The organism is Streptomyces sp. NBC_00083 (genome assembly GCF_026343295.1).
Taxonomy (GTDB): Bacteria; Actinomycetota; Actinomycetes; order Streptomycetales; family Streptomycetaceae; genus Streptomyces.
This window is the reverse complement of the sequence record NZ_JAPELY010000001.1, coordinates 3,041,155-3,064,509: the sequence shown is the minus strand read 5'-3', so window position 1 is coordinate 3,064,509 and position 23,355 is coordinate 3,041,155. Positions and strand designations below refer to the sequence as shown.

The following is a 23,355-nucleotide window of genomic DNA, read 5'->3' as shown; positions in this document are numbered from 1 at the left end:
CTCCTGTTCAGGGGCCGCCGCTGGGCCGGTCGGCGCGGTGCGCCTCGTCCTGGGCGAGGAGGCCGAGGAGGGCGGCCACCGTGAGTCCGGCCTCCGCCTCGGCGGGGTGACGCAGGATCTTTCCCGGCTCGATCCGGTAGGTGTTGCCGCGCCCTTCCCGGGCATGCGACAGGAAACCGCTCCGCTCCAGATCGGAAATGATCTTCTGCACGGCGCGGTCGGTGAGTCTGCAGTGGGCGGCGATGTCCCGGATCCTCGCGTTCTGGTCGTCGGCGATGGCCGCCAGGACGCGGGCGTGATTGGTGATGAACGTCCATCCGGTGTGCGGTTGCGGCACTTCTCCCATGGGCGCATCGTAGGCCCGCCGATTCATGTTCAGGAATACCGGAACGGGACTTCATGTATCGCTTGACGTGTGTTGCCCTTCCGCGCCACCCTGTTCCTGAGAGGAACTGCCGTAGTGCGCAGGGGAGATGGCCATGCCGCACTGTGAATCATCAGAGTCCGGGCAGTCCGGCGCATGCAGGGGGCCGGTCGGCCCGACCGGTACGCGACACCTGTCCGGGTTGACGGTCTTCGGCCGCCCCGACGGCGACCAGGTGGTCGTCAGGGAGCCGGCGCCGGCCGAGGACGAAGCCCTCCGCGTGACCGCGCCCGTCCAGGACACCGGCGCCGAACTGCGCAGGGAACTGGAGCAGTTGCGCCGTGCGATGCAGAGCCGTGGCACCATCGACCTGGCGCGCGGCATCCTCATGGCCGCGTTCGCCATCAGCGCCGACGACGCCTGGAAGGTGCTGGTCGCCACCTCTCAGCACACCAACACCAAGGTGCGCAGTCTGGCCGAGCAGGTGGTGGAGTCCGCCGCGGGCGCGCCGCTGCCCGAGGGGGTACGGCAACGGCTGTGCGCCGCGGTCGCGAGGGCGGCGGCCGACGCGCCACGCGGCGACGAAGAGGGAACCGCCCGCACCACATCACCGGCCCGGGGCCGCTGAACACCCGGACGGGCGCGGGCCGCCGGGACCTGCCTCCGCCGGCCGTGCCGTGTCAGGAGCGCGTCACGGATGCGGGCGACACCGGATACATCCGGGCGCGTACCACCTCGAAGAGGTGCGCGGTCTCCTCCTCCGAAAGGCCCGCGGCCGCGGCGTCCCGCATCCAGTCGGCCAGGCGCACCAGGAGCGGCGAGTCGGGCTCGCTTCCGGGCGCGGCGAGGGAGCGCGTGATGAAGGTGCCCGCGCCCTGCCGCACCTCGACGAGCCCGGCCCGCTCCAGTTCGCGGTAGGCCTTGAGCGTCGTATTGGGGTTGACCTTGGTGTCGGCGGCGACCTGCGCCGCGGTGGGCAGCCGGTCGCCCTCGGCGAGCGCCCCCATCCGCAGCGCCTGCTCCACCTGGTGCACGATCTGGAGGTACGCGGGTACGCCGCTGCGGCGCTCTATGCGGAACACGACCATCGCACCCGCCTCCTTCCCATCCCCCGGGCGGCGCCCCGGTCCCCGGCCGGCCGGGCGACGCCCCGGACCGTCCGGCGCGTCGCGATCATACGGATCTCCGCACGGCTACAGCGCCTGGCGTCGCGCGCGCCACATGGCCAGGGCCATCATGAGCGCGCCCGCGCCCAGGAGGAGTCCCGCGGCGGTCCACTGGATCGCGGCCATCTGGTCGTCGCCGAAGTAGTCCCACACCGAGTTGACGATCCCGAGCCTGGCGCGGCAGGCGTTCTCGGCGGCGTCGCTCACACACGTACCCCAGCCGTAGACCTTGCCGGAGGCGGTGCCGACCCAGGTGTCGACCTGCACCGCGTGGGCCAGCACCGCGGGGTGTTCACCGTTGAGCGGGAAGGCGACCCGTCGCGGGGTGGCGAGCCGGGGCTTGACGTAGTCGGCGACGAGGAGGGCGGCGGCCGAGGTGAAGAACGTGACGACCATCGCGGCGACCGCGCGCCGCACCAGCACGCCGACGAGGATGCCGAGGCAGGTGGTGAACACCGCGAGGGCGGTCAGCACCGGGAGGGAGTTGTCGAAGACCGTGCCGTCGAGCCAGGTACTGGAGACCGCGGGGCGCACGGACCGCCACCACCAGGTGAACACCCCGCCCAGCACACCGGTGGTCACGACGGCGAGCGTCAGTGCGAACCCCGCCTTCCACAGCAGCCAGCGCAGCCGGGTCACCGACTGGGTGCAGACGAGCCGGGCGGTGCCGTGCTCGTGGTCGGACGCGAGGAGCGGGGCGCCGACGAACACACCGAACAGGACCGGGAGATAGCCCAGGTAGCGGGCGGCATCGGCGAAGGCGTTGTCGACGCGGTGCCGTGTATCTCCGGCGAGCGTGTCGACGGGCTTCGCCGGCCAGCCCGCCGCGTGCAGGGAGTCCAGGGCGACGGAGCGTTCGTGGATCATCCAGAGCACGCCGATGAGGATCGCGGCGGCGCAGGCGATGAGCGCCGCCCTGTGCTGACGGACCATCAGCCAGGCGAGACCGCGCAGCCGTCGGCGTGGGGTGCGGGTGTCGTCCTGCGGGTCGGGCGTGCGGGTGAGGGTGCTCATGCCGCGGGCTCCTCTCGGTGGCCGGGGACAGCGGTCGGGGAGAGCAGCGCGGGCGCCTCCGGATGGCGGAGATAGCCGAGCAGCACCTCTTCGAGGCTGGGTTCGGCGAGCTGCCAGGCCGGGTCGAGGGGGCCTTCGTGGCGGACCAGGGCGGTGAACTGCCGTCCCGCGGTGCGGACGTCGATCACGGTGTGCGCCGTCAGCGCGTCGGGCAGGCCGCCGTCCGCGGTGACCCCGGTGACCAGGGTGTGCAGCGGGACCAGCTCGTCGGTGTCGCCCGCCATGCGGACGCGGCCGTCGGCCACGACCAGGAGGAAGTCGCACATGTGCTCAAGGTCGGCGAGCATGTGGGACGACATCAGGACGGTGGTGCCGCGTTCGGCCACCTCCGACATGAGCAGCGAGGCGATCTCGTCGCGGGCCAGCGGGTCCAGGTCGGACATCGGCTCGTCGAGGAGCAGGAGGTCGGGGCGCTTTCCGAAGGCGAGCGCGAACGCCACCCGGGTGCGCTGGCCGCCCGAGAGGCTGCCGATCCTGGCGTCGGGGGACAGCCGGCCCTCGCGCACGATCCGCTCGGCCGCGGCACGGTCCCAGCCCGGGTTGAGCTCCTGGCCCATGCGCAGGCTCTCCGCCACGGTGAACCGCTTGAACAGCGGCTTGTCCTGGCCCAGATAGGCGTAACGGGGCATGACGGACGGGTCGCCGACCGGGCGGCCGAAGATCCGCAGCTCGCCGCGGGTCGGCTCGACGAGCCGCGCGGCGATCCCCAACAGGGTGCTCTTTCCGGCCCCGTTGGGCCCGACGAGCCCGCAGACGCGGCCGGACGGGATCCGGAAGGACTCCTCCCGCAGCGCCCATCCCCTGCGGTACTTCTTCCCGAGCCCGCGGGCCTCCAGGGCCCATCGAGCCCCTCCCCCGCCCCGACCGTCGCCCTGGGCGTCACCCTCGCCAGAAGTGGCTGCGCCGATCATGCTCCCCCTCTCGACCGATTCCATTAGTCAACTAGTGGAATCATGGTGTCGATGGCGCGAGCCTGTCAATTTCCGTCGGGCGCCGGGTCCCTGGCGAGCCGGGCCCGAAGTTCTCTTGGCATGGACCGGTCAGACCTGCGAAGCTTCCCCCCAGCTGTCGCCCTGACCCGGGGAGACACAGCAAGAGTTCTCACCTCAGCGATCGTGCAGCGATGCACACCGTCCGCGGTCGCCCGGCGGCGCACCCAAGCCGGCCGGGCGGCCATCGAGCAGGCCGGAGACCCGGCCCCCTCCAAGGAGTTCCGTGTGAGATCCACCCCCCACAAGTCCCTCGCGGCGACCGCGTTCGCGGTCGCCGCGCTGGCTGCCGTCTCGCTGCCCGCCACCTCGGCGTCGGCCGCGCCCGAGCAGGCACCGCGCGCCGCCGCTGCCTGCACCCCGGCGCAGGTCGTCGCCAACGGCGGCTTCGAGAGCGGTACTTCGCCGTGGACCCAGTCGTCCACCAGCGTGATCACCAATCGCGCGGGCGAGAGCGCGCACGGCGGCACCCAGTTCGCCTGGCTCGACGGCGTCGGGAGCACGCACACCGACACGCTCTCCCAGAGCGTCACGATCCCCTCGGGATGCAGCTCGGCGAAGCTCACCTTCTGGCTGCACATCGACACCGCGGAGACCACGACGTCGACCGCGTACGACAAGCTCACGGCGCAGATCGGCACCACCACGCTCGCGACGTACTCGAACCTCGACAAGAACACCGGGTACGTCCAGAAGAGCTTCGACGTGTCGGCGTTCGCGGGGCAGACCGTGAACCTCTCCTTCACCGGCAAGGAGGACTCCAGCCTCAAGACGAGCTTCGTCCTCGACGACCTCGCCCTGGACACCTCCGGCGGCACGACCCCGCCCGGCGACTCGACCCGTACGCCGGCCGCTCCCTCGTACACCGTCAGTCTGAGCAGCAACACCAGCGGCACCAACTGGACCGGGCACGAGAGCGCGACCTTCACCAACGCCTCCGCCACCGCGCTGAGCGAGGTGTACCTGCGGCTGTGGGACAACTACCACGGCTCCTGCTCCGCCATGCCGATCACGGTCACCAACGTGACCGGTGGCACCGCGGGTGATCTCTCCGTCGCCTGCACCGCCCTCAAGGTGACGCTTCCGGCGCCGCTGCCGCAGGGACAGTCCGCCACCATCGGCTTCGACCTCGGTATCGCCGTGCCCGACGGCGCCGACCGCTTCGGCGCGGACGGGGCGTTCAACAACATCGGCAACGCCCTGCCGGTGCTCGCGGTCCGTGACGCGGCGGGCTGGCACCTGGATCCGTACACCAACAACGGCGAGTCGTTCTACTCCCTGGCCGCCGACTTCAAGGTGACCCTGGACCACCCCACCGGCCTGCTGGTCCCGGCGACCGGCACCTCGGTCGACACCCCCGGCACCAGCGGCCGCACCATCACCACGGCCACGGCGGCCAAGGTCCGCGACTTCGCCTGGGCGGCCGGCCCGTTCAGCAAGATCTCCGGCACGTCACCGGCCGGCACCGCGATCAACATCTACTCGGTCTCGGGCATCAGCTCCTCCAGCGCCCAGTCGATGCTGGCCACCGCCAAGTCCGCCGTGGACACCCACGCCGCCCGGTTCGGCGCCTACCCCTACGGCGAGCTGGACGCGGTGATCGACAACAACTACTGGTTCGGCGGCATGGAGTACCCCGGGTTCGTCCTCGACCTGGTCTCCACCACGGCCCTCACCCACGAGATCGGCCACCAGTGGTGGTACGGGATCGTCGGCGACGACGAGTACAACAACCCGTGGCTGGACGAGGCGTTCGCCGACTACTCCACCGACCTCGCCCTGAACCAGACCGGCGCCAACTGCTGGAACAGCGTCTCGTGGGCGTCGTCGAGCGAGAAGATCACCAACTCGATGGCGTACTGGGACGCGCACTCCTCGCGCTACTCGACCGTCGTCTACGGCTACGGGAAGTGCGCGCTGCACGACCTGCGCCGGGTCCTCGGTGACAGCGTCATGGCCAAGCTCCTCAAGGACTACGCCACGTCGCACTGGTACGGCGTCTCGACCACCGCCGAGTTCAAGGCGGCGGCCCAGGCGGCCACCAGCACGGACCTGACCTCGTTCTGGACCCAGCACCGCATCGACGGCTGATCCCTCCCGCACCGGCCCGTCGCTCAGGCCGGGCGCCGACGGCCCGCCGCCCTCCGCTCCGCGCGGGGGCGGCGGGCCAACGCCGTCTCCGCGGCGGTGAGGATGCTGTCGAACGACCGGACGATCATCGGCCGCACCACGGCCCGGGTCAGGAACGGACCCACCACCGGCATCGCCATCTCCGCGCGGGTCGTCCAGACCACCCGGGTCCCGCCGTCGACCTCGGTGAACGTCATGCTGCCGAACTCGTGCCGCGACGGCGGCACACTGCGCTCGACGACGTACTCCGTGGTGTACGGCGCCTCGTAGCGGGTGATCCGCTCCCTGAGCCAGCCGATCATCCAGAGGTGGCTGCGCACCGCGCCGACGCCGTAGGGCGCGTCCTTGCCGCGCCGCGTCAGCCGGCAGCGCAGCACCAGGGGCGAGCGCGTGTAGTGGGTGGTCGTCGTGAGCCAGGCGAACACTTCGTCGATGGGGGCGTCGATGACGCGCTCTGCGGTCATGGTTTCCACGGTCGCTGTGCTCCTCTGTCGAGTGGGCGCACCGCGTCGTCGCGGTGCAGCTTGTCCGGGTTGCGCATGGCGTAGAGGCCGGTGATCCGTCCCTCGTGGATCTCGAAGGCGACCAGCCAGTCGAGAGCGCCGTCGTTCAGGAACCGCGCCGCGGGCATGCCGTTGTAGGTGGCGTGCTCGACCCGGGTGGCCTCGGTGATGCTGGTGCGGGCCACGCCGAGGACGAACCGGGCGACGTCGAGATGGCCGGTGACCGGCCGGCGGGCCGCGGACACCTTTCCGCCGCCGTCGGAGATCTGGACGACATCGGGGGCCATCAGATCCATCAGCCCCTGGATCTCGCCGGCCGACGTCGCACGCAGGAATCGCTCGACGATCTCCCGGGTGGCCGCGGAGCCGGGCTCGAAGCGGCGCCGCCGCGCGTGCACGTGCCGCCGCGCCCTGTGCGCGATCTGACGTACCGTCACCTCGGTTTTGCCGACCGACGCGGCGATCTCGGCGTGGCTGTAGCCGAAGACGTCGTGCAGCACGAACACCGCGCGCTCGGTGGGGTTCAGCGTCTCCAGGACGAGCAGCAGAGCCATCGACACCGACTCGGCGAGGACCGCGTCCTCGCTCACCGAGGGGCCGGTGCGGATGGGCTCGGGCAGCCAGGTGCCGACGTACTCCTCGCGCCGGGCCCGGACGGTGCGCAGATGGTTGAGCGACTGCCGCGTCACCACGCGCACCAGATACGCGCGCGGGTGCTCCACGGTGCCCGGCTCGACCGCGCTCCACCGCAGATAGCTCTCCTGCAGCACGTCCTCGGCGTCGGCGGCGCTGCCCAGCATCTCGTAGGCGATGGTGAACAGCAGCGCGCGGTGCTCGGTGAAGGCGTCCTCAGGCACGGCCCGGCCCCCTCTCGATGTCTCCGGCACACCCCGGCATCCCATCCGCCCCTTCCCACGCTCCGTGCACGCCCACGCTCCGTCCATGCCCATCGAGACACCCCCGCCCCACCGGAACGTGACACCCGACGGATGTGATCTGCTTCACATGCACGCCCGGAGGTGCGTCCCCCTCACCGGCCGCGCGCCGCGGAGTCATGGGACGCACGACATGCGATTCCCCCATTTGTTTGCGTGAATGCCGCGTCATACCCTCGGGGGATGGGTGCCGTACCTGAGCCGCACGCGGGCTGGACGTTTCTGACCAATCACGCCCGCGTCCTGGCCGCGATCGCCGACGACCCGTCGACCCGCATACGCGACATCGCCGCGCACTGCCGGCTCACCGAACGCGCCGTGCAGCGGATCATCGTGGACCTGGAAGAGGCGGGGTACCTCTCGCACACCCGGCAGGGCCGCTCCAACACGTACCGCATCGAGCCGGGCGCCCCCCTGCGGCATCCCGCCGAGGCCGGGCTCTCCGTGGCCACCCTCCTCGCGGTCCTGGCCCGCCACGACGAACAGCGCGACCAGCAGCCCCACTCCTGGCACCCGGCCCCGTGCCGTGACCGTGAGCCGCAATCGGGCCGGCCCCGCTGACCGCCGGCGTCCCACCGGACCCACCCCTCCCGCAGGGCGGCATCGCGCGGTCACTCACCGTGTTCCTCACGATTCTTCTGCCGCTCATGGTCTGCCGATCGGACCGGACGGGGAGAAGATGGTGAAGGCGCTGGGACAGGAGTGAGGCACCGGCAGGCAGGCTGACGAAGGGCCGACGATGAACGCATCCGAGGTATTCGGGGAGCGGCTCGGACCCCTGCGCGTCGCCGCGTCCGAACCCGGCGGCCTCCTCGACGTGCTGGGCGTGGCCGCCATAGTGCTGGACGAGGCCGGACGGATCGCCCTGTGGAGCCCCCAGGCCCAGGAACTGTTCGGCTGGGACGCGCAGGACGCCCTCGGCCACTCCGCCGCCAAGCTCCTGGTCTCCGAGGAACACCGACCTCTCGTGCTGGACCTGTTCGCCCGGGTGATGAGCGGCGGCGGCACCTGGGCGGGTGTCTTCCCCATCCGTCACAAGGACGGCCGTACGCGGATGGTGGAATTCCGCAACATGCGGCTCCAGGACGAGCACGGCAGCCTGTACGCGCTGGGCATCGCCACCGACGAGCCCACGGTGCGTGCCGTGGAGCGGGACCTCGCCCTCTCGGTGCGCCTGGTCTCGCAGTCCCCGATCGGTCTCGCGGTGCTCGACACCGATCTGCGCTATGTCCTGGTCAACCCGACGCTGGCCCGCATCAACGGCGTCCCCGCCGACGAACACATGGGCCGGACGGTCCATGACGCCCTGCCGTTCCTCGACACCCCCTCCATCGAAGCGGCGATGCGCCGGGTCCTGGAGACCGGCGTGCCGCTGCTCGACCAGACCGCGATCGGCCGCACCCCGGACGACGTGACCGAGCACGCCTGGAACGTGTCGTACTACCGGCTCGACGACTCCGCGGGGCGCGTTCTCGGCATCGCCATCTCGATCGTGGACGTCAGCGAGCAGTACCACGCCGCGAACGAGGCCGCCGAGGCCCGCAGGCGCCTCGACCTGATCGCCCGCGCCTCGGTCCGCATCGGCACCACCCTGGACCTCAGCCGGACCGCCCACGAGCTCGCGGACCTCGTGGTGACGGACTTCGCCGACATCGCCGCGGTCGACCTCCTCGACTCGGTCCTGGACGGCCGCGGCGCGGGCGAGGACCCCGAGTCCGGGCCCGTGGCGATCCGGGCCCTCGCGGTCGCCGCTGCCTACCCCACCGACGCGCTCCAGGCCGCCGACACCCCGGGCAACATCGCGAAGTACAACGCGGAACGCCTGGTCACACGGTGTGTCACCACCGCGCGGCCGGTGCTGATCAGCCATGTCGGCGCGGGCGACCTGAAGAACATCGCCCGCGACGAGGAAGCCGCCCGGCTGCTGGCCGGCGCCGGCCTCCACTCCTACCTCGCGGTCCCGCTCATCGCGCGGGGCGAGGTCCTGGGCGCCCTCGACCTGAAACGGGCCCGCAACCCGCAGCCCTTCACGCACGACGACGCGGTCCTGGCGCTCGAACTCGCCACTCGGGCGGCCGTCTGCATCGACAACGCGCGCTGGTTCCAGCAGCAGCGCCACGCCGCCCTCTCCCTCCAGCGCCACCTCCTGCCCCGCCAGCCGCCCCAGCCCACCGGGCTCGACGTCGCCTACCGCTACCAGCCCGCGGCCGCGATCGGCGAGGCCGGCGGCGACTGGTTCGACGCCATCCCGGTGGCCGGCGACAAGACCGCCCTGGTCGTCGGCGACGTGATGGGTCACGGCATCAACGCCGCCGCCACCATGGGGCAGTTGCGCACCGCGACGCGCACCCTGGCCGGCCTCGACCTCGACCCCGCCGACGTCCTGCGCCACCTCGACCGGATCACCGCCGAGCTCGACGAGACCACCGCGACCTGTGTGTACGCCGTCTACGACCCGCACCGCACCGAGTGCCGCATCGCCCTCGCGGGCCATCTGCCGCCCATCTGGGACCGGCCGGGCCGCGCCCCGCGCTTCCTGCAACTGCCCACGGGCGCTCCGCTCGGCGTCGGCGGCGTCCCCTTCCGGGCCACCACCGTCGACTGCGCGCCCGGTGACCGGCTCGTCCTGTACACCGACGGTCTGGTAGAGACCCGCGACCAGCCCATCGACGACCGGCTGCGCGCCCTGCTCGACGCGCTGACCCATCACCGCCTGCCGCTCGAAGCGACCTGCGACCGGCTCCTCGCAGCGCTGCCGCCGCCCCAGCGCCACGACGACATCGCCCTGTTGATCGCCCAGGTCACGCCGTCTCGCCGCGCGAACTGACGCTCCGTTGTTCGCGTCGCGCAACGGGTGTACGGAGGGGGCCCGCGGGGCACCTCCTACGGTTATGACCACCTACGTCGTAACGATCCCCGGAACCCTCCTCGGCGAGCGCAGCGAGGAGCGGACCCAGACCCTCAAGCAGGCGCTGCGCCCCGCCGACCCGCGGGGCACCCGGCTCGGAGAGGCCGAGCACCTGGAGATGCTCACGTTCTACAGCGGGTCGTCGGCCTTCAGCGTGCGCCTGGAGGTGGAGGCCGACGACACCGGGACCGCCGAGCGGGACGCCCGCCGCACGGTCACGGACGCGCTGCGCACGGCGGGCTACGCAGAGGACGAGGCGCCGCTCGGCGACGCGGTCATCACCGGCATCACCACGGAGTGAGGACGCGCTCGGCGCCCGGGGGTCGATGACCGCCGGGCGCCGAGTCCGTGGCGCGGCGTGCGCCGGGTCGCTTCACGCGACCGGGCGCGCGCCACCTGCTTCACGGGGCCGGCTTGCGCACCCCGCGCAGGATCGCGGGCAGCCGGGGCCGCCATCCCTCCCCGGCCGGGACCGGCGCTTCGTCGGCCTCCTTCGCCGGGATCTCCTGGCCACGCCGCCGCTGCCACCAGTGCCGGCGCCGGGGGTGCAGCGCGCGGCCCAGGCGACGGCCCAGGAGCAGATAGCCGGCGAAGGCGCCGAGCGAGTTGAGGATGACGTCGTCGATGTCGAAGGCCCGGCCGGTGACCAGGAGCCCTTGGGCGACCTCGACGGTGAGCATCACGAACGCGGTCATCGCGACCACCCGCAGCACCCCCCGGGTCCTGGGGAACAGCACCGGCAGGAGGACGCCGAACGGCATGCCGAGCACCACGTTGCCGCCGACCTGCTTCACCGTGTCCCGCCAGTCGGGCTGGGAGAAGTAGGCGCGGATCGAGTCGCCCGGACGCAGGTTGGTGTGCGTGAAGCGGACCGACCCGGGCGACGGGACGAGGGTGGCTCGGGCCAGCAGCACCGCGAAGCCCACCATGCAGATGAAGCCCACGACGATGACGGCGGCGCGCGCGGCCGTCGCGCGCCAGGTGTGCCGTTGGAGCCGTGGTTCCGGTTGAGGCCGAGCATCTGATCCCATGCCCGGCCGGGTACCCCCGGCTCCCGCGCACACGCTCCCGACGACGGTGCCGCCGTACATCAACACGATCCGGGTCCCGGGGAGTTCGCCGGGCGGTGGCGCGTGCGTGCCGGTGACGGAGCGCGGAGAACGACCAAGTACAGACCTATTGACGCGTCCACGCCGAGGCCCCTACGGTTTCCTCGTTCACATCCAGGCATTCTGTTCACCATGATGAACGCACGGACAGGGATGCCCCCCACTCCTCCATGCCGGGGCGCGCCTCGACACCGGGGCACGCCCCGGCGCCCACCGCTCCGCCTTCACCCCCCACTCCCCGCCCACGGGAAGGCTCCTCCCATGCGCATACGCCCGCTGCTCCTCCCCCTCGTCACGACCGCGGCCGCCGTCGGCAGCCTCGCCTTCACCGGCGCCGCGCCGTCAACTCCCGTCCCCATCAGGGCAGTTGCCGAGTCCCATGTCGCCACGGCCGGTGCCGCGGACGTCTCGGCGCCCGGCGGCAGATTCGACCTCTCCGTGTGGGAGCTGCAGGAGCCGGTGGGCTCCCCCGGGTCGCCGACCACCATCCCCTCGTCCCGGCTCCAGGGCGCGAGCGGGTACCAGGACACGTACTTCTACAGCGACTCCCGGGACGGCGCGATGACGTTCTGGGCGCCGGAGAAGGGCGTCACCACCCCGAACTCGAACTACGCCCGCTCCGAGCTGCGCGAGATGAACCGCGACGGCAGCGCCGCGAACTGGTCGCTGGGCGGGACGCACCGGCTCGACGCGACGCTGCGCGTGGTGTCGGTGACGTCCAACGTGTGTGTCGGACAGATCCACCTCGGCACGGGCGGCTCGTCCACCAAGCCGCTGCTCGAGCTGTACTACCGCTCCAACGGGGACATCGTCCTCGGCACGGAGAACTCACCGTCGGGCGGCCAGACGCTGCACACGGTGGGCAAGGTGGCGGTGGGCAAGACGTGGAGCTACACGATCGGCGCCTCCGGCGGCCACACCATCGACCTGACGGTCAACGGGAGCACCACCCATTACGCGATCCCGTCCTCGTTCGACAGCTACCGCCAGTACTTCAAGGCGGGCTCGTACAACCAGTCGTCGTCGAGCAGCACCACCAAGGGCGCCCGCGTGGCCTTCTACCAGCTGGCCGTCTCCCACAGCTGAGCCCCCCAATGGACGACCCGAGTGGCATAAGGGTTCCCGGCGCGGGCACTCTTCCCGACAGGGCCCCCGGCCACCCGGAACACTTCATCGCCCGCACCGCCGCACGCGGCGGTGCGGGCCCACGACGTTGGGATGGAACTCGCCATGAGCATCATTGCCTGGATCCTGATCGGCCTTCTCGCCGGCGCCATCGCGAAAGCCCTCATGCCGGGCAGGGACCCGGGCGGCTGCCTCGTCACCATGGTGATCGGCATCGTCGGCGGGCTCCTCGGCGGGTGGCTCGGCAAGGTCATCTTCCACGTCCACTCCATCAAGGGCTTCTTCCACCTCTCGACCTGGATCGCCGCGATCATCGGCTCGGTCATCGTCCTCGCCCTGTACCGCCTCTTCGTCGGCAGCCGCAGCCGTCACTGAGGGGCTTCGAGCCCGGGACGCGCCGGGGGCCCGCACCCTTCCCGGCCGTCCCGGCCCCTCCCCCGCACGGCCCCTGCGGCCGGCCCCTTCCGTGGCCCTTCGGCCAGTCGGCACAACTCCCTGCGCCACGCCCCGCGCCTCACGCACACTCGACGATGCCGGAAGATCCGGACTCGAAGTGCAGCCGAACAGGCCGCGTGAGGAAGGGAATTGATGAGGCCGACCACCAAGCTCCGCACCACTGGGGTCCGTACCACTGGGGTCCGTACCACTGGGCTCCGCACCGCGATACGAGGGCCGCGCCGCGGCGCGCTGCTCGCACTCGCGCTGGCCGCCGCCACCGCGCTGTCGGCGCCGACCACCGCCCACGCGGCCCCCGCGTGCGAAACCGTCACGGCGGCCGCCCCGGTGCGGATCGCCCAACTCCCCGACTGGGCCGAGTCGATCGCCGTCGACGCGCGGGGGCGGATGTTCGTCACCGCCTACTTCTCCGGCCGCGTCTACCGCATCGACGCGCCGGGCAGCGCGCCCGTCGCCCTCACGGGACCCGTCGGGGCCAATGGCGGCATCGTCGTCCGTCCCGACGGCCGGCTCCTCGTCGGGACCGGCAACGACATCGGGCACTCGCTCACCGGCGACCTCCTGCCGGTCTCCCGGCTCCTGGAAGTGGACCCCGACTCCGGCCGGATCAGCACGTACGCCTCGGGCCTCGGCGGCATCGACGGCGTGGCCCTCGCTCCCGACGGGACCGTGTACACCACCACCGTGGGCGGGCGGAACATCGGCCGCGTCACACCCGACGGCCGGGTCGACCCCGCCTGGGCCCGGATACCGCAGCCGAACGGCATCGCCGTCTCCCCCGACGGCGGTCAGGTCTACGTCGTCCAGACCACCGTGGCGCCCGCCCTGTACCGCATCCCCGCCGACGACCCCGCCCACCCCAGCCGCTGGATCCCCGCCGGCCTGCCCGACACCCTCGCCCTCCCCGACGGCCTCACCCTCGACAGCCAGGGGCGCCCCCTGATCGCCACCCACGCCGCCGGCCAGATCTGGCGGGCCGAACACGGTGCGCTCTGCGCCGTGCAGTCGGGCCTCTACCTGTCCACGCAGATCACCTACGGACACGGCGGCCACGGCTTCAGCGCCGGCAGGCTCTTCCGCTCCGGCGCGGACGGAGCCATCTACGAACTCCCTTCGGGCGCCGATCCGTCGGGGCAGTAGAGCCGCGCCCAGGGGCGGCGCATGCGGCCACCGTTCGCGGGCAGACGGACCGATACCGCTGGAGTGACGGCACACAGCGTGCATGAGGGTCGAGGGAGGCTGCTTCGATGTCGGTACTTGGGCGTTTTCCCGCTGGTGGACCGCGCGGGTCATGGCCGGCCGAGGAGCTGGCGGCTCAGCTCAGGAGGCGTGGCCGAGCCGCCACGGTCGTGATGGATCTGGAGAGCGACGCCTTCCTCGTGGTGGAGCGGCGCAGCGAAGAGTCGGCGTAACTCCCGCTTCCCGCAAGGGAGTTCACCGGGAAGCGGATCCGCTCAGTGGCCCACGTACGCCGCCAGGTGTTCGGCCGTGAGGGTGGTGCGGGCGGCGACCAGGTCGCGCGGCGTGCCTTCGAACACGATCGTGCCTCCGTCGTGACCGGCGCCAGGACCGAGGTCGATGATCCAGTCGGCGTGGGCCATCACCGCCTGATGGTGCTCGACGACGATGACCGACTTGCCGGAGTCCACGAGCCGGTCGAGCAGGCCCAGCAGTTGCTGGACATCGGCGAGGTGGAGCCCCGCCGTCGGCTCGTCGAGTACGTACACACCGCCCTTGTCGGCCATGTGGGTGGCGAGCTTCAGCCGCTGGCGCTCGCCGCCGGACAGGGTGGTGAGCGGCTGGCCGAGGCTGAGGTAGCCGAGGCCCACGTCGACGAGGCGGGTGAGCACGCGGTGCGCGGCGGGTGTCGCGGCTTCCCCCGTGGCGAAGAACCGCTCCGCGTCGGTCACCGACATGGCGAGCACCTCGCTGATGTCGCGCCCGCCGAGGTGGTAGTCGAGGACCGCCGCCTGGAACCGCTTCCCGTCGCACTCCTCGCAGGTGGTGGCGACGCCCGCCATCATCGCCAGGTCGGTGTAGATGACGCCCGCGCCGTTGCAGGTGGGGCAGGCACCCTCGGAGTTGGCGCTGAACAGGGCCGGTTTCACGTCGTTCGCCTTGGCGAAGGCCTTGCGGATCGGGTCGAGCAGACCGGTGTACGTGGCCGGGTTGCTGCGGCGTGAACCGCGGATCGGGCTCTGGTCGACCGACACCACGTCCTTGCCCGCCGGCACCGACCCGTGCACGAGCGAACTCTTGCCGGATCCGGCGACGCCGGTCACGACGGTGAGGACCCCGAGCGGGACGTCCACGTCGACGTCCCGCAGATTGTGTGCCGTGGCACCGCGGATCTCCAGGGCGCCGGTGGGCTCGCGGACCGTCTCCTTCAGTGCGGCCCGGTCGTCGAAGTGGCGGCCGGTGATGGTGCCGCCGGTGCGCAGTCCCTCGACGGTGCCCTCGAAGCAGACCGTGCCGCCGCCGGTCCCTGCGCCGGGGCCGAGGTCGACGATGTGGTCGGCGATCGCGATCGTCTCCGGCTTGTGCTCGACGACGAGCACGGTGTTGCCCTTGTCGCGCAGCCGCAGCAGCAGTTCGTTCATCCGCTGGATGTCGTGCGGGTGGAGCCCGATGGTGGGCTCGTCGAAGACGTAGGTGACATCGGTCAGGGAGGATCCGAGGTGGCGGATCATCTTGACGCGCTGTGCCTCACCGCCGGACAGGGTGCCCGAGGGCCGGTCGAGCGAGAGGTAGCCGAGGCCGATCTCGACGAAGGAGTCGAGGGTCTCCAGGAGCGAGGTGATCAGCGGCGCCACCGAGGGTTCCTTGAGGCCCCGGACCCACTCGGCCAGGTCCCTGATCTCCATGGCGCACAGGTCGGCGATGTTCTTCCGCTTGATCTTCGAGGAGCGCGCGCCCTCGCTGAGCCGGGTGCCGTCGCACTCGGGGCAGACGGTGAAGGTGACCGCGCGCTCCACAAACGCCCGGATGTGGGGCTGCATCGAGTCCGTGTCCTTGGACAGCATCGACTTCTGCACGCGCGGGACCAGGCCCTCGTACGTCATGTTGATCCCGGCGATCTTCATCCGGGTCGGCTCGCGGTACAGCAGGTCCTTGAGCTCGCGCTTGGTGAACTCGCGGATCGGCTTGTCCGGGTCGAAGAAGCCGGACTCGCAGTAGAGGCGCGAGTTCCAGCCGCCGCCGGTGTAGCCGGGGATGGTGAACGCGCCCTCGTTGAGCGACTTGGTGTCGTCGTAGAGCTGCGCCAGGTCGATGTCGGTGACCGCGCCCCGGCCCTCGCACCGCGGACACATGCCGCCGGTGATGCTGAAGGTGCGCTTCTCCTTCACCTCCTGGCCGCCGCGGCGCACCGTGACCGCGCCGGCCCCGCTGATCGAGGCGACGTTGAAGGAGAACGCCTTGGGCGAGCCGATGTGGGGCTTGCCCAGCCTGCTGAAGAGGATGCGCAGCATGGCGTTGACGTCGGTGGCGGTGCCGACGGTGGAACGCGGATCGCCGCCCATGCGCTGCTGGTCCACGGTGATCACGGTGGTCAGTCCGTCGAGGACATCGACCTCGGGGCGGGCGAGGGTCGGCATGAAGCCCTGGAGGAAGGCGCTGTACGTCTCGTTGATCAGCCGCTGCGACTCCGCGGCGATCGTGTTGAACACCAGGGAGCTCTTGCCCGATCCCGAGACGCCGGTGAAGACCGTGAGGCGGCGCTTGGGGATCTCGACGCTGATGTCCTTGAGGTTGTTGACGCGCGCTCCGTGCACACGGATCAGATCGTGGCTGTCGGCGGCGTGCGGCGCCGGCGACTGCTGCTTCGTCCTGGTGGCCATGCTGGTCGTGTTCTCCATCTGTTCGGCGGCGCCGCGTGCGCGGTCCCCGTCGGGTGTCCCGCCCGGCGCGAGCGGCGCGGCCGCGAGCGGTACGTACGGTTGCACTTCGTGGGCGCGGGCCGGGCGACGGGCCTCCGCCCCGTGATCCGGCGGGCCACGGGCGGGTCCGCCCTCCCTGCCCCGGCGCGGACCCGGCCGGTGCTCAGCCCTGGATGAGGCCGAGCACGTTGCCGTCGGGGTCGGTGAAGGTCGCCACCAGGCGGCCACCGCCGACGTCGTGCGGGGCGTCCTTGACCTTGGCGCCCGCGGCGGTCACCTCGGCGAGCTTCGCCTCGATGTCCGGCACGTGCCAGTACGCCACCGGTGAGGTCATGCCCTGGCCGGCGCCGCCCGGCACCAGGCCGATCTGCTGGCCCTCGGCCTCGAAGCCGACGTAGTACGGTTCGTCGCTCGTCGGCCCCGTGCCGAGCAGAGCGGTGTACACCGCCTTGGCCGCGGCGAGGTCGGTGACGGGGTGCAGCACGGTCTTGATTCCCTGCGTGGCCGAGCCGGTCATGATCACTCCTGATGTCGTGGTCCCCGTCGGGACGGGGTGGGTCATGCCCGCCACGTTAGCCACGGCCCGAGGCCCCCGCTTCTCGATTCCTGATCGGTTCCGGAGAGGACGCCGAGGGGGTCGCGAGGGGTGGCCGTGCGGGCCCGCGCCCGTCCGCGCGGCGTGCCACGGCGGATCCGCGTCCGCCCCTGCGGCGTGGCACGGCGGATCCGCGCCCCGTCCGCACGGGGCGACACCGCAGGTCCGCGCCCGTCCGTGAGGGGAAGCTGCGCGGGTGCGCACATCCGCACGGGTGGCTGTGGTGGTCCACATCCGTCGGCACACGGCGACCGTGCTGGTCCTCGCCCGCCCGGACAGCGCGACTCCGCAGGGTCCCGCCCGTCCGCACACGGGCACCGTCCAGGTCCGCGTCCGTCCGTGAGGAGCAGCTGCGCGGATGCGCACATCCGCACGGGGGGCTGTAGTGGTCCACACCGTCCGTGAGGAGGCTGCGCGGGTAGAGCCGTCCGCACGGGTGGCTGGTGGTCCACATCCGTCCGCGCAGGGTGACCGTCCTCGCCCGCCCGCACAGGGCGACTCCGCAGGGTCCCGCCCATCCGCACAGGGGCACCGGACTGGTCCGGGCGCAACCACGCGGGGCGACTCCGCGCGCCCGCGTCCATCCGTGCGGCGTGGCGCCGCGGGCGTCCCGTGGGCATGGCGAAGCCCCCGGCCGTGCACGGCCGGGGGCTTGACGACCGTGGGTCAGGAGCGGTCGCGGTCGCCCAGGGAGTCGCCGACGCCCTTGGCGCGCTCCTTGGCTCCGTCCATCGCGTCCTTGGCCTTGCCCTTGGCCTGGTCGGTCTTGCCCTCGGACTTCATCCGGTCGTTGCCGGTCGCCTTGCCGGCCATTTCCTTCGCCTTGCCCTTGACCTTGTCCATGCCACTCTCGCCCACGGCGAACTCCTGTTGATCGGGATCACTGACGACATAAAACTAGGACACATGCCGACAAACCGCTCGACGGGAGGCGCATCGAGGGGCCGTTGGTGGTCGACGCCGCTGCCCGGCGACGTGCCTCGGCGCGGCGACGGGGCAGGATGGCTCCATGAGCCTCCCCGACGCCATCACCTCCACCCTCGCCGCCCGCGACAAGGTCGACTCCGAGCAGGACTTCACCCGTACCCGCCAGATCATGACGTTCGTCCATGCGACGGACGACTCCGAGGCGGTCGAACTGGGCATGTTCGAGGGGCCGTTGCCCATTCCGACGGTCGGCCAGAGCGTCACGCTGTGGGTCACGGGCCACCCGCTCGTCGTCCAGCGCGTCGAGACGCACTACGGGCTCGGCGGCGCGGACACTCACCCCGGGCGGGAGCAGGTCGCCTCCGTCATCGTGTTCGTGACGCCCCGAACGGGCTGACGCACATGGGCAGTTGACATGCCGGTGACCCCGCACCGCCGACCGGCCGCGCGGGGTCACCGGGGCCACTCACACGCCGGACGACACCGAGTCCCGGCGAACCGGCGCCGGCGCCGCGTGGCCGCCTCCGCCCGCTCCGGGGGCCGCCGGCCGCACCAGCGCGAGCACGACGAGGCCGCCGAGCCCCGCCGCGAGGGCCGACAGCAGGAAGACCCGGTCGAGGCCGGCCGCGAAGGCCTGGTGCACCAGATGCTGGGCGGCGTCACGGTGCCCGGCCGGCGCCGCTTCGACGAGACGCTGCGCCTGCCCGCCCGCGAGGGCCGCCGCGCCCCGGTCGGCGTCGGGCACGGTGCCGGACGCGGCCAGGGTGTGGGCCGCGCTGCTGGTGAAGAACGCGCCGAGGACGGCGATGGCCAGGGTCATGCCCAGTTGGCGGAACGTGTTGACCGCGCCGCCCGCCATGCCCGCACGCTGCGGCGGCACGGTGGAGGCGGCGGCCGAGACCAGCACGGGCGTGGCGAGACCGACGCCGATGCCCGCGACCACGAGCCCCCATACGAGGGAGGACCGCCCGGCCTCCGGGGTCATGCCGGCGCGCAGCAGCAGCATGCCGGCCGCGACCAGCAGGAGACCCCCGCCGATCGGGAAGCGCGGCGCCAGCCGCTGCATGTGACGGCCGGCGAAGACGGCGACGACGAAGGACGCGGCCGCGAGCGGCGTCAGGGCCATGCCGGCCGCGACGGGGCTGAGCCCCACCACGGACTGGAGCCACAGCGAGAGCAGCACCAGGCATCCGAAGGCGCCGCCCTGCAACAGCAGCGCCCCGCTCATCAGGCCGGCGAACGACGGACGGCGCAGCAGCGCCAGGTCCAGCATCGGGGAACCGCCGCGGCGGGCGGTACGGTGCTCGATCACCACGAACGCCACCAGAGCGAGGACGGTGACGGCGAAGGCGGTCAGGGTCACGCCCCCGGTCCAGCCGGCCTCCCCGCCACGTATCAGGCCGTAGGTGAGCGAGCCCGCGGCGACGGTGAACGCGATCGCGCCGGGCAGGTCGATACGGGCCGGCCCGCCCGATGGCGCCCGGAGCCGGTCGGGCCGCACCACGCGGAGCGTCATCACGATGGCGACGGCGGCGATGGGGAGGTTGACCCAGAAGATCGTCGGCCAGCTGAGGTGCTCGGTGAGCAGCCCGCCGAGCAGTGGCCCTGCGGCCGCGGCGGCTCCGTTGGCCGCGCCCCACACGCCGAACGCGGTGCCCCGGTCCCTGCCCTGGTACGAGCTGAGGAGGAGGGCGGGCGCGGTGGCGAACATCGCGGCGCCTCCGACGCCCTGCACCACGCGGGCGGCGATGAGCACGCCGGCGTTGGGGGCGAGTCCGCACAGGAGGGACGCGACGGCGAACAGGGCCAGGCCGTAGACGTAGAAGCGGCGGTGGCCGAAGCGGTCCGCGAGGGAACCGGAGGCCAGCAGCAGGGCGGCGAGGGCCAGGGCGTATCCGTCGATCACCCACTGCAGTGAGGTGAAGGAGGCGTCGAGGTCGTCAGCCATGCTGGGCAGTGCCACGTTCACGATGGTCACGTCCACCAGCAGGATGAAGGCGCCAAGGCAGACCGCCGTAAGGGGCCACCACTTGCGCATGTCAGGTTCTCCGATCGGGTCGAGCGTGTGGGTGGGACCGGAGGGGCGGTCATGGCCGCGGTGTGGTCCCTGTGAGGGAGTGTGCGAGGGCGACGGGCGATTTCATAAGCCAGTTCGCACGAGGTGCGCGGATCCGACATCCTGGAGCCCATGCAGACGTATCTCGACACACATGACCGCATGGACCGCGGGTTGTCGGAGGAGGACATGGCGCTCGCCCATGCCCTGCAGATCAATGGGAGGGCGTCGTTCAAGGAGATCGCCGACGCGCTCGGGGTCTCCGACCAGACCGCCGCACGCAGGTGGTCACGGCTGCGGTCCGCGGGAAAGCTCCGGGTCCTCGGCCTGACCGATCCGCAGCGGCTCGGCGACTCGCCGTGGGTGGTGCGCGTCCGGTGCACGCCCGACGCGGCGGCCTCGATCGGCAAGGCGATGGCCCGGCGCACCGACACCAGCTGGGTCAACGTCAGCTCGGGCGGCACCGAACTCTCCTGTTCGGTACGGACCCGCGGCTCGGGCATCGAGGAGTCCCTGCTCCTGCAGAAACTGCCGCGCACCCCGCAGGTGCTGGACGTCTCGGCCCACTGTCTGCTGCACATCTTCTTCGGGCAGGACCTCAGCACCATCAACAAGCGCGGCCCGCTGACCGCCGCCCAGGTCGCCGCCCTCACTCCCCCGTCCGCCCCGGACGGCGACATGTCGCCCGCCGCCGCGGTGCGGCTCGACGACGGCGACCGTCATCTGCTCGATCTGCTGGCCCGCGACGGCCGGGCGGCGCCCGCGGAGCTGGCCGCGGCGACGGGGCTGTCCCCGTCGACGGTGCGCCGCCGGATCAGCGAGCTGCGCACGGCCGGGGTGCTCTACTTCGACGTCGAGTACCACCCGGACGTCCTGCAGTGGAACTTCAGGGCCACGCTGTGGCTGGAGATCGACCCGTCCCGGCTCGCCGAGGCGGGTGCGGCCATCGCCGCGCATCCGGAGGTGTCGTTCGCCGCCGCGGTGACCGGCACGTTCAACCTGTACGCCAGCATCGACGTGGCCAACGCCCAGCTCTTCTACCGCTATCTGACCGAGTCGGTGGCCGCGCTGCCCGGCCTGCGCCACACCGCGACGGTCCCGATCCACCGCACCATCAAGGGCCCCGGCCCCTACCTCCCGGTCCGGGCGTAGCGGGCGGGACGGAGCGGGCGTCGGTCAGGGAGCCGGCTCCGGCGCCGCCGCGACGGCGGGCAGCACCGCCTGGCGGCTGCGCGCGAGATAGTGCTCGGCGGCCTTCACTGCCGCGGCGATCGTCCGCTCCCCCATCAGGACGCACAGGGTGTAGGCGGCGTCGTCCCGCGCCTGGCGTGCGCCGGAATCCAGCGGCGCGCGGGCGGCCCGGCGCTCGCGGCTGCGCAGCAGCGACAGGAGTTCATGGACGACGTACCAGTGGGGCGACAGCATCATCGGCTCCGGCATCGGACGAAGGGCGTGAGGTACGCAGCCGTGGAAAGCCGCTGCGGGCCATGCGAGCGAGCATCGAGTCGCCAGGGGACGGCGGGTGGGGCCGCCCCCGGAACATCCCTCATCGTGCGCCGCGCCCCGCACATCCGCACCCCGGAGCATTACGGTGCGTTACGCAGCGGGCGCGTACCGCACTCTTCTCCGGGGTGGAATGAATGACCGCCTCCAATGGTTGGTATATGCATCGACCCCTACGGCTCGACCACCCGGTACACCGCCGGCCCAGGTCGGCACTGATTCAGCGAGGCACCGTGAACGACCGCACCCCCGAGCAGCCCGCCGAGATAGTGGCCCGGCTGCGCGCCACCTTCCGCTCCGGCCGCACCAAGCCCGTCGAGTGGCGCGTCACCCAGCTGCGCCGGCTGCGCGAGATGCTCACCGAGCACGGCAGCGAACTCGCCGAGGCCCTCCACGCCGACCTGGGCAAGAGCGCCACCGAGGCCTTCCGCACGGAGATCGACTTCACCGTGCGCGAGATCGACCACACCCTGGACCACCTCGACGAGTGGCTGCGCCCCGAGTCCGCGCCGGTCCCGGCGCACCTCGGCGGGGACGCGACGGCCTGGACGCAGTACGACCCGCTGGGCGTGGTCCTCGTCATCGCGCCCTGGAACTACCCCCTCCAGCTCCTGCTGACGCCGATGCTCGGCGCGCTGGCGTCCGGCAACGCGGTCGTCGTCAAGCCCAGCGAGCTGGCGCCCGCCACCTCCGAGGCGATCGCCCGCCTGCTGCCGCGCTACCTCGACACCTCTGCCGTCGCCGTCGTGGAGGGCGCCGTGCCCGAGACCACGGCCCTCCTCGCGGAGCGCTTCGACCACATCTTCTACACCGGCAACGGCACGGTGGGCCGCATCGTGATGCGGGCCGCCGCCGAGCACCTCACCCCGGTCACCCTCGAACTGGGCGGAAAGTCCCCGGCGTTCGTCGACCGCGGCGCCGACCTCTCCGTCGTCGCCGACCGGCTGGCCCGCGGCAAGTTCCTCAACGCCGGCCAGACCTGTGTCGCACCCGACTACGTACTCACCGACCCGGAGACCGCCCGCGCCCTGGAGCCCGAGTTCGTCCGCGCCGTCGAGGCGCTCTTCGGCGCCGAACCGCGGCAGTCGGCCGACTTCGGACGGATCGTCAACGAGCGCCACTTCGACCGGCTGAGCGCGCTGCTCGACTCGGGCCGCACCGTGACGGGCGGCGCCACCGACCGGGCCGCCAAGTACATCGCACCGACCGTTCTGGCCGACGTCGACCCCGCGGCGCCGGTCATGCGCGAGGAGATCTTCGGGCCGGTGCTGCCGATCGTCACCGTGGCGGGCCTGGACGAGGCCATCGGCTTCATCAACGACCGCGACAAGCCGCTCGCGCTGTACGCCTTCACCGAGTCCGGCACCACGCGCGAGCGGCTGGCCGCCGAGACGTCGTCCGGAGGGCTCGGCTTCGGGCTCCCGCTCGCCCATCTGACCGTGTCCGACCTGCCGTTCGGCGGAGTCGGCGAGAGCGGCACGGGCAGCTACCACGGGCGCTACTCCATCGAGACGTTCAGCCACCGCAAGGCCGTACTGGAGAAGCCGCTCGGCTGAGCAGACACCTCACGGGCGCCGACGGGCCCGGCACCGATGACGCCCCGGACAGGTGGACACCCTGTCCGGGGCGTCACCGGT

General features: G+C 71.9%; 24 protein-coding genes. 12 read left to right on the top strand and 12 right to left on the bottom strand.

From position 1 onward, the window contains the following. Positions 1–7: 7 nt before the first annotated feature. Positions 8–346, bottom strand: a complete 339-nt coding sequence (locus OOJ98_RS13625; protein ID WP_267054922.1) for a helix-turn-helix domain-containing protein — start codon at positions 344–346, stop codon at positions 8–10. Positions 347–566: 220 nt separating this feature from the next. On the opposite strand from OOJ98_RS13625, the gene OOJ98_RS13620 reads away from it, so the two are divergent. Then, the gene (locus OOJ98_RS13620; protein ID WP_267054921.1) at positions 567–992 is read left to right on the top strand and encodes an ANTAR domain-containing protein; all 426 of its coding nucleotides are present in this window, start codon (positions 567–569) and stop codon (positions 990–992) included. Positions 993–1,044: 52 nt separating this feature from the next. Here OOJ98_RS13620 and OOJ98_RS13615 read toward each other — a convergent pair whose 3' ends face one another. From OOJ98_RS13615 to OOJ98_RS13605, 3 genes are all read right to left on the bottom strand, one after another. After that, positions 1,045–1,452 (bottom strand): GntR family transcriptional regulator, encoded by a 408-nt coding sequence (locus OOJ98_RS13615; RefSeq protein WP_267054920.1) that lies wholly within the window; start codon positions 1,450–1,452, stop codon positions 1,045–1,047. A gap of 105 nt (positions 1,453–1,557) precedes the next feature. Then, entirely contained in the window at positions 1,558–2,544 is a 987-nt protein-coding gene (locus OOJ98_RS13610) for an ABC transporter permease (RefSeq protein WP_267054919.1), read from the bottom strand. Beyond that, complete coding sequence (locus OOJ98_RS13605; protein WP_267054918.1) at positions 2,541–3,515, bottom strand: ABC transporter ATP-binding protein; 975 nt, start codon at positions 3,513–3,515, stop codon at positions 2,541–2,543. Before OOJ98_RS13605 ends, OOJ98_RS13610 begins: the two co-directional genes overlap by 4 nt. 306 nt (positions 3,516–3,821) lie before the next feature. Between OOJ98_RS13605 and OOJ98_RS13600 the strand changes: the two genes are divergently transcribed. Next, on the top strand, positions 3,822–5,684 hold the full coding sequence (locus OOJ98_RS13600) for a M1 family aminopeptidase (RefSeq protein WP_267054917.1): 1,863 nt from the start codon (positions 3,822–3,824) through the stop codon (positions 5,682–5,684). A 23-nt stretch (positions 5,685–5,707) separates the two neighbouring features. Here the strand turns inward: OOJ98_RS13600 and OOJ98_RS13595 are convergent, their stop codons facing one another. Further along, entirely contained in the window at positions 5,708–6,196 is a 489-nt protein-coding gene (locus OOJ98_RS13595) for an SRPBCC family protein (protein ID WP_267054916.1), read from the bottom strand. Beyond that, a complete protein-coding gene (locus OOJ98_RS13590) occupies positions 6,184–7,083 on the bottom strand; it encodes an RNA polymerase sigma-70 factor (protein ID WP_267054915.1) in 900 nt (299 codons plus the stop codon). The genes OOJ98_RS13595 and OOJ98_RS13590 overlap by 13 nt, the downstream gene beginning before the upstream one ends. A gap of 261 nt (positions 7,084–7,344) precedes the next feature. Between OOJ98_RS13590 and OOJ98_RS13585 the strand changes: the two genes are divergently transcribed. From OOJ98_RS13585 to OOJ98_RS13575, 3 genes are all read left to right on the top strand, one after another. Next, the gene (locus OOJ98_RS13585; RefSeq protein ID WP_267054914.1) at positions 7,345–7,722 is read left to right on the top strand and encodes a helix-turn-helix domain-containing protein; all 378 of its coding nucleotides are present in this window, start codon (positions 7,345–7,347) and stop codon (positions 7,720–7,722) included. A gap of 178 nt (positions 7,723–7,900) precedes the next feature. After that, complete coding sequence (locus OOJ98_RS13580) at positions 7,901–9,988, top strand: SpoIIE family protein phosphatase (protein ID WP_267054913.1); 2,088 nt, start codon at positions 7,901–7,903, stop codon at positions 9,986–9,988. A 64-nt stretch (positions 9,989–10,052) separates the two neighbouring features. Further along, a complete protein-coding gene (locus tag OOJ98_RS13575; protein ID WP_267054912.1) occupies positions 10,053–10,370 on the top strand; it encodes a hypothetical protein in 318 nt (105 codons plus the stop codon). Between the two features lie 100 nt (positions 10,371–10,470). On the opposite strand, the gene OOJ98_RS13570 is transcribed toward OOJ98_RS13575, so the two are convergent. Beyond that, the gene (locus OOJ98_RS13570; protein ID WP_267054911.1) at positions 10,471–11,100 is read right to left on the bottom strand and encodes a VanZ family protein; all 630 of its coding nucleotides are present in this window, start codon (positions 11,098–11,100) and stop codon (positions 10,471–10,473) included. A gap of 339 nt (positions 11,101–11,439) precedes the next feature. Here OOJ98_RS13570 and OOJ98_RS13565 point away from each other — a divergent pair, with 339 nt between their 5' ends. From OOJ98_RS13565 to OOJ98_RS13555, 3 genes are all read left to right on the top strand, one after another. Continuing rightward, positions 11,440–12,264 (top strand): polysaccharide lyase family 7 protein, encoded by an 825-nt coding sequence (locus OOJ98_RS13565; protein ID WP_267054910.1) that lies wholly within the window; start codon positions 11,440–11,442, stop codon positions 12,262–12,264. Positions 12,265–12,408: 144 nt separating this feature from the next. Continuing rightward, positions 12,409–12,678: a GlsB/YeaQ/YmgE family stress response membrane protein gene (locus tag OOJ98_RS13560; RefSeq protein ID WP_267054909.1), complete on the top strand. Its 270-nt coding sequence runs from the start codon at positions 12,409–12,411 to the stop codon at positions 12,676–12,678. A gap of 213 nt (positions 12,679–12,891) precedes the next feature. Further along, entirely contained in the window at positions 12,892–13,899 is a 1,008-nt protein-coding gene (locus tag OOJ98_RS13555) for an SMP-30/gluconolactonase/LRE family protein (protein ID WP_267054908.1), read from the top strand. Positions 13,900–14,213: 314 nt separating this feature from the next. Here the strand turns inward: OOJ98_RS13555 and OOJ98_RS13550 are convergent, their stop codons facing one another. Together OOJ98_RS13550 and OOJ98_RS13545 are read right to left on the bottom strand one after the other, a co-directional pair. Next, positions 14,214–16,598, bottom strand: coding sequence for an excinuclease ABC subunit UvrA (locus tag OOJ98_RS13550; RefSeq protein WP_267054907.1), 2,385 nt, complete (start codon positions 16,596–16,598; stop codon positions 14,214–14,216). Between the two features lie 202 nt (positions 16,599–16,800). Next, positions 16,801–17,154, bottom strand: a complete 354-nt coding sequence (locus OOJ98_RS13545; protein ID WP_267055633.1) for a VOC family protein — start codon at positions 17,152–17,154, stop codon at positions 16,801–16,803. A gap of 274 nt (positions 17,155–17,428) precedes the next feature. Here OOJ98_RS13545 and OOJ98_RS13540 point away from each other — a divergent pair, with 274 nt between their 5' ends. After that, entirely contained in the window at positions 17,429–17,575 is a 147-nt protein-coding gene (locus tag OOJ98_RS13540; RefSeq protein WP_267054906.1) for a hypothetical protein, read from the top strand. A gap of 323 nt (positions 17,576–17,898) precedes the next feature. Here the strand turns inward: OOJ98_RS13540 and OOJ98_RS13535 are convergent, their stop codons facing one another. Then, positions 17,899–18,090, bottom strand: a complete 192-nt coding sequence (locus OOJ98_RS13535; RefSeq protein WP_267054905.1) for a CsbD family protein — start codon at positions 18,088–18,090, stop codon at positions 17,899–17,901. A gap of 151 nt (positions 18,091–18,241) precedes the next feature. Here OOJ98_RS13535 and OOJ98_RS13530 point away from each other — a divergent pair, with 151 nt between their 5' ends. Then, a complete protein-coding gene (locus tag OOJ98_RS13530; RefSeq protein WP_267054904.1) occupies positions 18,242–18,556 on the top strand; it encodes a hypothetical protein in 315 nt (104 codons plus the stop codon). Between the two features lie 69 nt (positions 18,557–18,625). Here the strand turns inward: OOJ98_RS13530 and OOJ98_RS13525 are convergent, their stop codons facing one another. Continuing rightward, complete coding sequence (locus OOJ98_RS13525) at positions 18,626–20,197, bottom strand: MFS transporter (RefSeq protein ID WP_267054903.1); 1,572 nt, start codon at positions 20,195–20,197, stop codon at positions 18,626–18,628. A gap of 150 nt (positions 20,198–20,347) precedes the next feature. Here OOJ98_RS13525 and OOJ98_RS13520 point away from each other — a divergent pair, with 150 nt between their 5' ends. Beyond that, positions 20,348–21,367 (top strand): Lrp/AsnC family transcriptional regulator, encoded by a 1,020-nt coding sequence (locus OOJ98_RS13520; protein WP_267054902.1) that lies wholly within the window; start codon positions 20,348–20,350, stop codon positions 21,365–21,367. Between the two features lie 24 nt (positions 21,368–21,391). Here OOJ98_RS13520 and OOJ98_RS13515 read toward each other — a convergent pair whose 3' ends face one another. Next, positions 21,392–21,655 (bottom strand): DUF5133 domain-containing protein, encoded by a 264-nt coding sequence (locus tag OOJ98_RS13515; protein ID WP_267054901.1) that lies wholly within the window; start codon positions 21,653–21,655, stop codon positions 21,392–21,394. Between the two features lie 296 nt (positions 21,656–21,951). Between OOJ98_RS13515 and OOJ98_RS13510 the strand changes: the two genes are divergently transcribed. Beyond that, the gene (locus OOJ98_RS13510; protein WP_267054900.1) at positions 21,952–23,274 is read left to right on the top strand and encodes an aldehyde dehydrogenase family protein; all 1,323 of its coding nucleotides are present in this window, start codon (positions 21,952–21,954) and stop codon (positions 23,272–23,274) included. Positions 23,275–23,355: the final 81 nt, after the last annotated feature.